The 12,764-nt window shown below is 36.3% G+C and carries 13 protein-coding genes; 5 read left to right on the forward strand and 8 right to left on the reverse strand.

From position 1 onward, the window contains the following. Positions 1 to 40 precede the first annotated feature (40 nt). Positions 41 to 1,078, forward strand: coding sequence for a L,D-transpeptidase (locus IW15_RS09040; RefSeq protein WP_034710714.1), 1,038 nt, complete (start codon positions 41 to 43; stop codon positions 1,076 to 1,078). Here IW15_RS09040 and IW15_RS09045 read toward each other — a convergent pair. The 3 genes from IW15_RS09045 to IW15_RS09055 form a co-directional block, all read right to left on the reverse strand. Then, positions 1,071 to 1,598: a hypothetical protein gene (locus tag IW15_RS09045; protein ID WP_034710715.1), complete on the reverse strand. Its 528-nt coding sequence runs from the start codon at positions 1,596 to 1,598 to the stop codon at positions 1,071 to 1,073. The genes IW15_RS09040 and IW15_RS09045 overlap by 8 nt on opposite strands. A gap of 3 nt (positions 1,599 to 1,601) precedes the next feature. Next, positions 1,602 to 2,933, reverse strand: a complete 1,332-nt coding sequence (locus tag IW15_RS09050; RefSeq protein ID WP_034710717.1) for a PDZ domain-containing protein — start codon at positions 2,931 to 2,933, stop codon at positions 1,602 to 1,604. A gap of 121 nt (positions 2,934 to 3,054) precedes the next feature. After that, entirely contained in the window at positions 3,055 to 3,693 is a 639-nt protein-coding gene (locus IW15_RS09055; protein WP_034710718.1) for an alpha/beta hydrolase, read from the reverse strand. 270 nt (positions 3,694 to 3,963) lie between these two features. On the opposite strand from IW15_RS09055, the gene IW15_RS09060 reads away from it, so the two are divergent. Then, positions 3,964 to 4,383 (forward strand): hypothetical protein, encoded by a 420-nt coding sequence (locus tag IW15_RS09060; RefSeq protein ID WP_228384333.1) that lies wholly within the window; start codon positions 3,964 to 3,966, stop codon positions 4,381 to 4,383. A gap of 51 nt (positions 4,384 to 4,434) precedes the next feature. Here IW15_RS09060 and IW15_RS09065 read toward each other — a convergent pair whose 3' ends face one another. Both IW15_RS09065 and IW15_RS09070 read right to left on the reverse strand, forming a co-directional pair. Next, positions 4,435 to 5,073, reverse strand: coding sequence for a response regulator (locus tag IW15_RS09065; RefSeq protein WP_034710720.1), 639 nt, complete (start codon positions 5,071 to 5,073; stop codon positions 4,435 to 4,437). Then, the gene (locus tag IW15_RS09070; protein WP_034710721.1) at positions 5,063 to 7,057 is read right to left on the reverse strand and encodes an ATP-binding protein; all 1,995 of its coding nucleotides are present in this window, start codon (positions 7,055 to 7,057) and stop codon (positions 5,063 to 5,065) included. The genes IW15_RS09065 and IW15_RS09070 overlap by 11 nt, the downstream gene beginning before the upstream one ends. 210 nt (positions 7,058 to 7,267) lie before the next feature. On the opposite strand from IW15_RS09070, the gene IW15_RS09075 reads away from it, so the two are divergent. Further along, positions 7,268 to 7,690: a hypothetical protein gene (locus IW15_RS09075; RefSeq protein ID WP_034710722.1), complete on the forward strand. Its 423-nt coding sequence runs from the start codon at positions 7,268 to 7,270 to the stop codon at positions 7,688 to 7,690. 152 nt (positions 7,691 to 7,842) lie between these two features. Here IW15_RS09075 and tyrS read toward each other — a convergent pair whose 3' ends face one another. Then, the gene (gene tyrS, locus IW15_RS09080) at positions 7,843 to 9,141 is read right to left on the reverse strand and encodes a tyrosine--tRNA ligase (protein WP_034710723.1); all 1,299 of its coding nucleotides are present in this window, start codon (positions 9,139 to 9,141) and stop codon (positions 7,843 to 7,845) included. 176 nt (positions 9,142 to 9,317) lie between these two features. Between tyrS and IW15_RS09085 the strand changes: the two genes are divergently transcribed. Then, on the forward strand, positions 9,318 to 9,878 hold the full coding sequence (locus IW15_RS09085; RefSeq protein ID WP_034710724.1) for an RNA polymerase sigma factor: 561 nt from the start codon (positions 9,318 to 9,320) through the stop codon (positions 9,876 to 9,878). A 36-nt stretch (positions 9,879 to 9,914) separates the two neighbouring features. On the opposite strand, the gene IW15_RS09090 is transcribed toward IW15_RS09085, so the two are convergent. Continuing rightward, positions 9,915 to 10,553 carry a hypothetical protein gene (locus IW15_RS09090; RefSeq protein WP_034710725.1) on the reverse strand — a complete coding sequence of 213 codons (639 nt, stop codon included), beginning with the start codon at positions 10,551 to 10,553 and terminating at the stop codon, positions 9,915 to 9,917. Positions 10,554 to 10,667: 114 nt separating this feature from the next. On the opposite strand from IW15_RS09090, the gene lipA reads away from it, so the two are divergent. Then, positions 10,668 to 11,534, forward strand: a complete 867-nt coding sequence (gene lipA / locus IW15_RS09095; protein ID WP_034710726.1) for a lipoyl synthase — start codon at positions 10,668 to 10,670, stop codon at positions 11,532 to 11,534. A 284-nt stretch (positions 11,535 to 11,818) separates the two neighbouring features. Here the strand turns inward: lipA and IW15_RS09100 are convergent, their stop codons facing one another. Continuing rightward, entirely contained in the window at positions 11,819 to 12,679 is an 861-nt protein-coding gene (locus tag IW15_RS09100) for an AraC family transcriptional regulator (RefSeq protein ID WP_034710727.1), read from the reverse strand. Positions 12,680 to 12,764: the final 85 nt, after the last annotated feature.

A 12,764-nucleotide genomic window follows, 5' to 3' on the forward strand; every position in this document is an offset into this window, starting at 1 on the left:
ATTTGTAGTGGATAGCGAAACTAAACGGCCTATTCTATTTATGAAAAACATAGTTGTTAAAAAATCATTTTTGTATACCTGCCTGCTTGCATTATTCATGGTTTCATGTAAAAAAGAAATTGAAAAAGTAAGCGATACATTTAAAGATACTGCTTCTTCATCAGAAGCGCCGGTTGCTGAAAAAGATTCAGTGAAAAAAGAACCGGTAGTACAAAAAGAGTCTGTTCCGCCGGCCATGCAGGAAAATGGCTTCTATAATGCATTTGTCTTACCGAAAGATAAAAAAATGCGGGATTCTGTATATGCGGAATTCAGTAAAAAATATAATGAACGCGAGCGTTATGCTATTCTGGCTTTAAACAGATTGGATTCAAAAAATAAATGGAATGCCGATACATTAGTGGTTCCCGCTAAAATAGATACCACATTGATGGAATATTCCCCTTTTCCGATGCAGCTTGATATATTGAGTGGCGTGAAAAAGTTTGTAATTTTTTCCTACCCAATTCAGGCGTACGGAGTATATTCTAACGGAAGTCTTGTGAAATGGGGGCCTACCAGTATGGGTAAAAAAGCAGCTCAGACAACTAGAGGTCTTACATTCGCCAACTGGAAAAAGAAATTGTCTATCTCTACTGTAAGTACTGAATGGAAACTTCCTTATAACTTTAATATCCATAATATCGGAGGGATTGGCTGGCACCAGTATGATCTGCCCGGTTATCCGGCTTCACACTCCTGTTTAAGATTGCTGATGAAAGATGCGCAATGGCTGTATTCTTATGCAGATACCTGGATTCTGAATCCCGGAGGAGCTACCACAAAAGCAAAAGGAACCCCGGTCATGGTCTTTGGAGATTATAAATGGGGTGGAAGAAAGCCATGGAAAAAACTGTTGGATGATCCCAATTCCAATAATATTTCTGTGGAAGAAATGACTAAACTTCTGCAACCGAATATCGATAAAATGATCAAAGAACAGGATAACAGAGAAAAAGTAGCGGATTCCATTAAAGCAGCAAAAGCAAGTGCTGCTCCTGTGCAGAATGAAAAGCCAGAAGAACTTCCTGCTAATTAATTTTCTTTTCAAATTGCAGGGTAGATTCCTCAGCGAATCTCCTTAATTTAAGCATTTCCTCTTTTCCTTTATGTTGCCCGAATCTTGCGGCGATATACGTAAGGAGAATACAAAATAACATCACAAAAGAAGCGTTGAGGGCCCACGGGAACTCGGCGCTTTTTATTTGTTTTTCCACGTAGTACATGGTGAAAAAAACCATCCAGAAAATAGAAAAAGAAAAATACAGGAACATAAAAAACGTCCATACGGCAGAACTGGGACCAAATACACCCCGTATCGTTGTATGTTCATCCTCAATTTCTATGCGTAAAGACAGTCTGGGTTTCGAATAATTGTCATAAGGCGTTTCTACCCAGATCGTAGCGATCTCTTTATTGATGTTGCCTGCAAATTCATCCTTATGTGCAGCAAGGTATTTCTTTAAATTTTCGGCATACTCTTCCTTAGTCAGATGCGTCAGCATTTTGAATCTTGGACGGGTCCTTATCTTGTCTAAAGTGGTTTCTTCTGTTTTCATAATTTATTCTTGATAGGGAATGGGATCTTCTAATGCAAAGCTTAACGTCAGTTTTTCATCCTTTCTTTGAATAAGCATCGTGATATTTCTTCCTTCATCAGACTTCATCAGTTCAATGATTTTTTCCAACGTCATATCAGAAGTTTTATTTCCATTGATGGTTATGATCTGATCACCCTTTTTAAAACCGGATTTATCTGCGGGGGAATCTTTTCTTACTCCGGAAATAGAAAACACAGGTTTAAGGACAAATTTATACTGAAGACTGTTTTTGTTGTTGCTGTTCATCAGATCATTGGAGGTTCCGGGAATCTGGCTTGTTTCCACTCTTACGACATCCTGTTCCCACTGCAGGCCATCCTGCTGGAAGTCCAGTCCACTCATATTAAAATGAAACGGATCATTGAAGTTTTTATTCTTTCTCAGATAAAGCTTTTCGTGAGTATAATCAAAAACTGTTGTGAAACGTCTTATAATTTCCCCTCCTACAGAACCTTTTCTGTCTTCCACCAGATTCACATGCTGGATAGAAAATTCATCAGGCATTGCGGTAAGCGGTTTTTCAAACTTAAAGCTGCCCAGATAAAAATAGTGAATCCTGCTTCTTTTCCCGTAAATATCTCCGTTGAATCCACGGCCTAGAAAATCATCAATATTGGGACGGTTATATACGAAATCTTTAATTAAAGCAGGAAAAAGCCAGATTGGGTCGCTGTTTCCAAGATCAACCAATAATTTTGAACTTTTCTTTTCATTGGTCATCTCTATTCCGGCGTAAAGATAGGGTTTGCTTTTTTCAATCGTTAAAGGAATTTCTTCAAATCTTTTAACCTTTTTTTTAAACAGTTCAAAATCCTCATACACTGTTATTTTTTTTGCCGTATAATCGATGAGGACAGGATGATTTTTGAAAAAATGATATCCGATAACTCCGTTTACAGGAATTCCTACATGTGAAGAGATATTGAATTCCTGATCCAGGATAATATAGGCAGAAAGAGAAGTATTGATCATGTGATCACCGATCCGGGCTACATTTCTTACCGATTTATAACCGTCAAAACTTACGTCTCCTCCCAATCCGGAAAATTTTATTTTTTCAATATTTCCGAGTTTGATTTCTTTATTGTCTAAGCTGAAAAGCAATGTTTCCGAAGCTCCGGTATCCAGAAGAAAAGTCAGTTCAGCACCATTGATGGTGATAGGAATGAAAATCAGATTATTAATAAGCTTAAAAGGAATGATTACTTTTTTGGCATCTTTGATCTCAAAAATATTCTGAGCATTCATTACAATGCTTATCAAAAATGCCAGTAAAAAAATCTTGAATTTCATCTACTGAATATAGCGATTTATTTCGCATATTCCATGAAAAACATTACCAAATACACGAATCCGTATACATAATACCGGAAATCAAATTAAATATCATGATTTTCGTAAAATATGTTTCGATTTATTTTGAGAAAAACTCCATCAGATCCATATAATTTTTCTGATTCACGCCATGTCCGCTCATGTATTCCCTGAACGTGAAATAGCAGCTTAAATCATATAGCAGATCTGCAGCTTTTCTTCCCCATTCCATAGGAATTACAGCATCATCTGTACCGTGAGATACAAAAAAACGTAATTTTTCCAGTTTCTTTTTATCCTTTACAATACCATCCAGAAGTTTTTCCTCAGGATAACTGCTTAAACACGCTACATAACTGAACAATTCAGGGTGCTTAAGTGCAAGGGCATAGCATAACATTCCTCCCTGGCTGAAACCGCATAAGTGGGTTTTGCTGTCCGTAAGTCCGTAATGGTTGATGATTTTTAAGATGTTTTCAAGAACGCTGTTCAGCGATTCCTTTGCCTGGCTGACATCGATGAAATTTTCAGGATTGTTGAAATCGATATCAAACCATGAATATCCTTCAAATTGTGTCGCTCTGGGTGCTCTGAAACTTACAATAATCCAGTCGGCAGGAAGGGTTTCTCTAAAGCTGAAAAGATCCTGCTCGTTGCTTCCATAACCATGAAGCATAAAAAGTATAGGGGTAGTGGAACTGATATTCTCCGGTTCTCTTACTATATAATCTAAATTCATACAGCAAATATAAATAATAAAAGCTCATGTTGAAATCCTGTGCTCCTAATAATGCATGTTGAAAATACCATTTTAGCACCTGTTTTTTTTCTGCCGAATAACAAACCGGATTTGGGCTATTTAACGTCAATATGCAGGAATAAAAACCGGATTTGTGTTTTTTATTGATTTGATATTGTTTGTAAATTTTTGTTGGAAATTTTTCATAAAAGTTATTTTTATATTAATAAAAAACCTATATTTGGAACATTAAAAAATCTATTTGGAGAAATGAAGCAATTTTACAAATCAAAAAGTTTACTTAGACTTTCTTTTTTATTCGCCTTACTATTTTCTGTGATTTCTGTTGTTAATTCTTGTAAAAAAGATGACGATGAAGAATTCAAAGACCATGTGGTTAAGTTTGAAGTAAAAACAACGACAGGAGGGGTTATTAAAACAGTAGTAACGCAAGTGGGAACTTCTCAGAATACCATATTTGATCCGGTAGGAACTACGTGGACAAGCGATGAGTTTTTTGTGAACTCCAGTCAGGCACAATTGAACCTGGATGCCAATGCAGTACTTCCAAGTGCAGATTCAGAATTGGTAATTAACCTTTATATAGACGGAGAAATTGCAAAAACTGATAAGAAGAAAGGGGCGGGCCCAATGGTAGCTTCAATTGATTATAGCTTCTTAGAATTATAAGGTACATTCACTACATAAAAAAAGACCGCTTTTAAAGCGGTCTTTTTGTGTTTATACTTCAATCATATGGTACTGAACTGCCAGATGAATAAGCTCTGTAGAGTTTTTTGCCTGAAATTTCTGAATAAGGTTTTTCCTATGAGTGTCTACCGTCAGAGGACTGAGGAATAATTCATCCGCAATCATCATGCTGGTTTTTCCCTGGGCAACGAGCTGTAGAATCTGTTTTTCTCTTTTCGTAAGCCTTGGAATCGTCAGGTGGTTTTGAGAGGGTTTACTGATCATCTGTTTGGTTTCGTTGCAGAATACAATATTTCCTGAAAGTGCGCCTTTTATACATTCTGTCAATTCATCAATGGATGTATTTTTAAGAAGATATCCGCTGGCACCGTTTTGAATACACTGCATGATGATACTGCGTTCAGAACGGTTACTGAACATGATGACAGAGGTATCCGCCGACATTTTTTTAATCTCTTTACAGATCTCTATTCCGCTGGTATCAGGCAATGTAATATCCAGAAGAACAATATTGGCTTCATGAGAACGGAGATATTCCATGATTGCTGAACCTGATGTGAAACTTCCGGAAACCCTTAGAAAAGGCTGGTTCTGCAGCATCATTTTCAATCCTTCGATCACGATAGGGTGGTCGTCTACAATCACAATGTTGATGATATCATTCTCCATGAATAGTAAGTTCTATATTAATAGTTGTTCCCTGGCTGTCTGAGCTGATTTCCATTTTTCCTTTTAAATACTGAACCCGGTTTTTAAGATTGCGAAGTCCCATACTTTTTGTAGAATTTTCAACATCTTTTTCAAACCCTTTTCCATTATCTTCAATCGTAATGAAGAATTGATCTCCAGATTGCGAGCACTGCAGCAGGATATTGGTAGCTTGGGCATGTTTTACCGCATTAGCCATTAATTCCTGTATAATTCTGTAAATATTAAGCTGTACAGCCAGAGGAATGTTTTTCTCAATATTAAGAAGCTGGAAATTAATATCCAGATCTTTTCTGATGTAAAATTCACACAAATCATTCAAAGCAGTTTCCAAACCAAATGTAAGAAGTGATTCAGGCATCAGATTCCTTGCTACATGCCGGAGTTCGCTGACAGAACGGTCCAGCTGTCCTAAAATTTTATTAAAATCCTTATCTTTTGAAGCATCCACATGGTTGGAAGACCAGACTGAAAAATTAATTTTTACGCCTGCCAGCATACCGCCTAAACCGTCGTGCAGATCTCTTGCAATACGTTCCCTTTCCCGTTCTTCACTTTCCAGGATAGCTTTTGTAAGGGTCAGTTCTTCTCTTTGCTTGCTGTCTTTTATCTTCTGTTGAAAGTTAATTTCCTTTTGTTCAGAAAGCTTTCTATTTTTTCGGTAGATCAACATCAGGAAAATTAAAAGACTTACAATCAATAATAAAATCAGGCTCAATCCCCATAAATACGAGTTCTTTTTGCTGACTTCAAATTCTTTTTGTTTTTTTTCGGCATTCAGGGCAATTATTTTTCTTTCCTTTTCCAGTGTATTGAATTTGGTTTCCAGTTGATTGATTTCAAGCTTCACATTTTCAGTCTGCAAACTGTCATTAAGCGCTGAATATTTTCGTTCCCAGTTCAAAGCCTGTGATGGATTCCCCATTTCTTCATTAAGGCTGGCAAGCTGCTTATAAATTGCCTTTCTGTTGTTGGCATCAATAATCAGTGTTTTTTCTACCAGAATATTTTCCAGTATGCTTTTAGCTTCAGGATATTTTTTCAGTTTTCTCAGAATGTCATATTTATTTAAATAAAACATTTGAGCCAGGAGGTTTTGTCTGGATGCATTAGCATAAACCAATCCTTTTTCAATCATTGGCAGTGCTTCTACATTCATCTGCTTAGTAATAAAATATAATGTTCTACCGTAATAATAGAATGCATTAGCAGAAGATTCCGGATAAGGTTTAATTAGTTTTTCAGCCTTATCCATCAATTTTTTGGCTTCATCACCTTTTTTCTGATAACAGAAATTACTGGCCATATTAAAGTAAGCAAAAAACAGTTCGGAAGAATTAGTTGCATTTTTCTCAAGGATAGCAATCGCTTTTTCATTGTACTGCTGTGCTTTTTCAAATTCAGCATTATAAGTAAGGATGATTCCGAATTGAGTATACAGAAAGCCTAAATTCCTACTGTTTTCATATTTTTTTACTAACGGAATGCTTTTCTCGAGTATTATTTTAACTAAAAAAGGATATCCCTGTTTGTTTTTTTGACTGACACCATAATTGTACCAGGCTAAAGACTGTAAAAAATGCGATTCTTCAGTATTGAATTTTGATAAGGCTTTAATGCTCTGCTGGTAAGATGAACCGGCTTTTTCTTTATTTTTATCCAAATAATATTGTCCTTCATAATAAGAGTATTTGGCAGTAAGAAAAGAATTGTTTTTGCCTAATATTTTTCCAGCCATCAAATACTTTTTGCTTACAATAGAATCGGTATTCCGATAATAATTTGATAAAAGATAATAGGCGTTGGCTCTGGGCTCATTCCCCGTTTTGCCGTTAGCAACATTCTTAAGGCTGTCTAAATAAGGTTTTTCATTAAGCGGAATAATTTGTTGGGATCGTAAAATTAATGACAGTAAAATACTTACTACAATAAGTAATGGCTTCATGGTGATCAGTTCAGAAGGTGATTGGTGATTTTAATTAAAACGTCCAATTTAATTAAAAATTTTAACACTAAACAATACCTGAAATTAGGTAAAAATAAATACTCATTTTTCAGGATTGATACTATTTGCTTACAATAATAGCTTTGCAGTTACCAAATCTATTGAATCATAGAATTAATTAATATCAGTAAAATTTTAACAAAAAAGATTATGAAAAAAATGCAATTAAGCCAACTATTAAAAGGGACTTTTTATGTGTTTGCAATGGCTATGTTATTGGGAATAGCGTTCTCATGCAGCAAAGATGATGACGATGACAACAATGTCGTAGGATCTAATGGAACACACAAAGTAGTTTTTAAAGCGGAAGCATCTTCCGGAAGTAATATCAGTATAGCAGTGTATGGGTATGATGCGAATGCAACTACTGCCACAAGCCTTAGCGGAACTTCATGGTCAAGTCCGGAGATTACAGTTCCGGCTGGAGCTCTTACTTTAAACGCAGCTGTTAATGCAACAGGGGTTAATGCCTCTTCTACATTAAAAGTACAGATCTACGTAGATGGTGTATTGAAAAAAGAAGGAACCTCAAGCGGACAATACTTGTCGGCATCGGCTAATCATACTTTCTAGCTTATTCTTATATGCTTATTAAAAACCGCAGTGGCGGTTTTTTTATTGCTTTGCTATTCTCCGGAATATAGGAAGCAAAATAACTAAAAACACAATTTTGAGTCTTTCTTTATATCAAATCCGGCGGCTTCGAAGAAGCCGCCGGATTATTTTTATGATAGTACTTTTACAATAAAGTAGCTTTTCTTACCTTTTTGCAGCAGTAAGAATTTACCGTCAATAAGGTCGCTTTCCTGGGCGGTAAAAGTATCATTTACTTTTTGTTTGTTCACGGAAATAGCATTTCCTTTCATTTCCCTTTGGGCTTCACTTTTAGATTTCAGAAAACCTGATTTCTCAGAAAGAAGATCAATAATAGATACTTCCAATACATCAGCTTTTGCAAGTTCCTTCTGTGGAACTCCGTCAAAAACTTCAAGGAAAATTTCCTCATCAAGGCTTACAAGATCCTCAGCAGTAGAACGTCCGAATAGAATTTCAGATGCTTTCAGCGCTTTTTCATATTCTTCTCTTCCATGCACCCAAACGGTTACCTCTTCAGCCAGTTTCTTTTGAAGTTTTCTCTCATGAGGAGCTGCAGTATGTTCTTCCACAAGACCTTCAATTTCTTCTTTACTTAAGAAGGTATAGAACTTAATAAATCTTTCTGCATCTGCATCGGTTGCATTCAGCCAGAATTGGTAGAATTTATAGGCAGAAGTTTTCTTTTTATCCAACCAATAGTTTTCTCCGCTTTCAGATTTTCCGAATTTAGAACCATCCGCTTTAGTAATCAAGGGAACCGTTAAGGCAAAAGCTTCTCCCTGAGCCTTTCTACGGATTAATTCTGTTCCTGTAGTGATATTTCCCCACTGGTCAGAACCTCCCATCTGAAGTTTCACATTATTATGCTGATATAAATGAAGGAAATCATATCCTTGAATAAGCTGATACGTAAATTCCGTAAAGCTCATACCATCGGCACCGGATTCTCCGGAGAATCTTTTCTTTACAGAATCTTTCGCCATCATATAATTTACCGTAATGTTCTTTCCAACATTTTTAGCAAAATCAAGGAAAGAGATGTTCTTCATCCAGTCATAGTTGTTCACCTGCTCAGCTTTATTAGGCTCATTACCGTCAAAATTTAAGAATCTTGAAAGTTGATTTTGCAGGCATTCAACATAATGGAGTAGCGTAGCTTCGTCTAACAGGTTTCTTTCCGCAGATTTTCCTGAAGGATCACCAATCATCCCGGTTGCACCTCCTACCAAAGCGATCGGTTTATGACCGTGTTGCTGGAAGTGAGCTAGAATTTTTATTTGAATAAGACTTCCAATATGCAAAGAATCAGCAGTTGGATCAAAGCCAATATACGCAGTGGTTACCTCTTTATTCAGTTGTTCATCGGTTCCGGGCATCATATCGGCAAACAGACCACGCCATTTTAGTTCTTCAATAAAGGAATTCATTATATTTTATCTTTAGAATTTAACGGTGCAAAGATAATAAATTCAGAAATAGCGAATGGTAAAAAGGGAAGATTAGCGTATTTGAAAATTTGCTGTTAAGGGAGTATTCGACAAATTTACTTTTTAGTGATGACAGCTTCTTGCCTTTTCCCTAAAATAAATTATATTTGTTAGTAATGAAAGACGAACAATTATTCCTGCTCATCCAAAAAGCAAAGGAAAAAGACCAGAAAGCACAGACTAAACTCATTAATGTTTTTTGGGTGGATGTTTTCTCCTTTGTGATGAAAAAAGTAGGCGATGAAAATGATGCAGATGAAATTACCGTGAATGTGTTTTCAAAAGTTCTGTCCAAACTGGACATGTATGATCCTCATTTTCAGTTTAAAACCTGGATTTTAACGATCGCTCAAAATACCATCATTGATTTTTGGAGAAAGAAAAGCCGTGAAAATCAGGATCCAACGGAAACTCTTGATGAAGTAAAGAATCAATTTGCCAAATCTCCGGAAGAACTGATGATTTCTGCCGAAGAACAGAAGAAAATCATTAAAACCATAGAATCGTTAGACGCAAACTATCAGGATATTATTAAGCTGAGGTTTTTTGAAGAAAAAAGTATCAAAGAAATTGCAGAAGAACTGGGAATCTCCGTTGCCAATACCAAAGTACGGGTAATGCGTGCTAAAAAAGTATTAGCTGAATTACTCAAAAATAACGAATACGAGGATAATTAGCAGGTTCTTTTACTTTTATTGATCAAGTACCCATGATTATATATATACCGTAGCTTTCGTTTTTGGAAGGATTATTTTTCGTTGTTCCTTTTGATTTCTGTTTTGCAGGTTAATTTTCAGCCCTTTTTTAATGTATACTTCTTTTTCAGACTTTCCATTGTCGGAGCTGCCTGTACTTTCCACCTCTTTATTATACACGAGCTGTCCTGTAGAAAGATTAAAATCTACATCTGTAAAGTATTCTTCTGGCTTTCCATAGGTGGAAGAATAGCCAATCAGTTCAAAATGTCCGTTCTGGAATCTGTATTTATCCGAATATCCCCATTTCCAGCTGCTTCCGCCTGCCTGGGTGATTTCTAAAATATTATTTTTTATAATGATTCCCTGATAAGGATCACCCATCATTCCGCCACCATTGCTTTCCAGTATTGCATTTCTCGATTTTTCCAGCATCGTCCACTTTCCACTGACCTTTTTTAAGATTTGAATTTCACGGATATTTCCCATATCGGTAGTATCTTTTGTATTGTAGATAATTACTTTTTCAGGGATTTTATCGCCGTCCAGATCTCCGTCTACAGTTTCAATGATTTCAGAACCTGCAGGCTGAAATTCTTTTTGAGCAAAACAAAATGTACTGATAGCGACCGATAATAAGAAAAATAGTTTGTTCATTGAGAAAAATTATACATCTAATTTACGGTTATTATTTTAATTATACGTTCCATCAATGTATCCGTTAGATGGTTTCCATTAAAAATTCCTTAACTTTGAACTTCAATTTTAGAAATGGAAAATTTAGTTCAAGACACTACCGTTCAAAAACCAAAGTGGATTCGTGTAAAACTTCCTACCGGGAAAAATTACCGAGAACTGAGAACTTTGGTAGATAAATATAAGTTAAATACGATCTGTCAGAGTGGAAGCTGTCCGAACATGGGTGAATGTTGGGGCGAAGGAACCGCAACGTTCATGATCTTAGGAAATATCTGTACAAGAAGTTGTGGATTTTGCGGAGTAAAAACCGGAAAACCAATGGATGTTAACTGGGATGAACCTGAAAAAGTAGCTCGTTCTATCAAGCTGATGAAAATCAAACATGCCGTTCTTACCTCTGTAGACCGTGATGATTTGAAAGACATGGGATCGATTCTTTGGGGAGAAACCGTGAATGCCGTGAGAAGAATTTCTCCGGGAACCACGATGGAAACTCTGATTCCGGATTTCCAGGGCCTTACAAAACATCTTGACCGATTGGTTGAAGTAGCTCCTGAAGTGATCTCTCACAACATGGAAACGGTGAAAAGACTGACAAGAGAAGTAAGAATTCAGGCAAAATACGAAAGAAGCCTTGATGTATTAAGGTATCTGAAAGAAGCCGGACAAAGAAGAACAAAAACAGGAGTAATGCTGGGATTGGGAGAAAACAGAGATGAGGTTTTCCAAACCATTGAAGACATCAGAAATGCGAATGTAGATGTCATTACGATGGGCCAGTATCTGCAGCCTACCAAAAAACATCTTCCTGTGAAAAAATTCATTACACCGGAAGAGTTTGATGAATTCGGAGATTTCGCAAGAAGTTTAGGTTTCAGACATGTTGAAAGTTCACCGCTTGTGAGAAGTTCTTATCACGCAGAAAAACATATTCATTAATATACAAATATATAAACGCTCCCAACGGGAGCGTTTTTTGTTAAGCATCTGAATTATATAAACAAAATTCAGTGGATTGTCATTGCGAGTCGCAAAGCGAAGAAGCATCTCATTTAAATAGTATCTCTCGCAGATTTTCCCGATTGCGCAAATGTATTAACAGACTTTCTTCACGGAATAATTTGGGAATCAAAATTCCCCTCCGGCGGAGGGGTGGCGAAAATTCAAAGAATTTTTGACGGGGTGGTTAAATAATAAGAAGAAAGATCCATGGGAAAGAAAGTCTAGTTCCTCACCTCCGTATTTCTCAGATATTTTTTCCTGAATTCCGATGGAGTTTCACCAGTATGACGCTTAAAAAGTTTATTAAAATAAGAAAGGCTTTCAAAACCCACCTGAAAACAGACTTCTGTCACAGAATAATCCTTCAGCAGGAATATTTTAGCCTGATTAATTCTATAATTATTCACAAAATCGGTAAAGGTCATATTAGTCTGCTTTTTAAAATACCGGCAGAATGCAGGAGTACTTAAGCTTACAACCTTTGCAATTTCATTGACGTTGGTCTTTTTATCGTAATTTTCGTGGATATAATCATAGATGGTTCCCATTCTGATCTTGTCATTGAGAAACCATTTTATTCTCGTATCCTCTTTGTTGAGTTCTTTCACTTCGTTGGATTCTGCGAGAATGTGTAGAATTTCAATCAGTCCCATTAAAGAATTGAAAGGACTTTTATCCTTGATCATATGAAGTTTTTCTACGACGATTTTTTTCGTTTCTCCCGAAAATGATAACCCCAGATAAGATCGTTCCAGGAGATTCTTAATATTTTCGAATTCAGGAACGGGAAGAATAATGTCCTGGAGAAAGTTTTCTCTCATCTGAACCACCATCTGTCTGCATTCGGTCTGGATGCCATAATCAAAATTAAGATGCGGAACATTGGAACCGATCAGCAGTAAATCACTTTCTGTAAAACCTGAAATGTCCCTTCCTACATGGCGTATTCCATTTAAGGCCTCTACATAGACCAATTCTATTTCAGGATGATAATGCCAGAAAAAACAGTTTTTCAAAGACGGAGAAAACAGCTTAAAGGAAGTGTCTTTTTCAAAAGCTATAATTTCTTTCTGAATTTTCATTTAGGTTCTGATTTGATTGTTTATAGATTTAAAATTACAAAAAAAGGTTAATATGGAGCAAATTTTTATCATTTGAGGAGCAGCA

The organism is Chryseobacterium soli (genome assembly GCF_000737705.1).
GTDB classification, from domain to species: domain Bacteria; phylum Bacteroidota; class Bacteroidia; order Flavobacteriales; family Weeksellaceae; genus Chryseobacterium; species Chryseobacterium soli.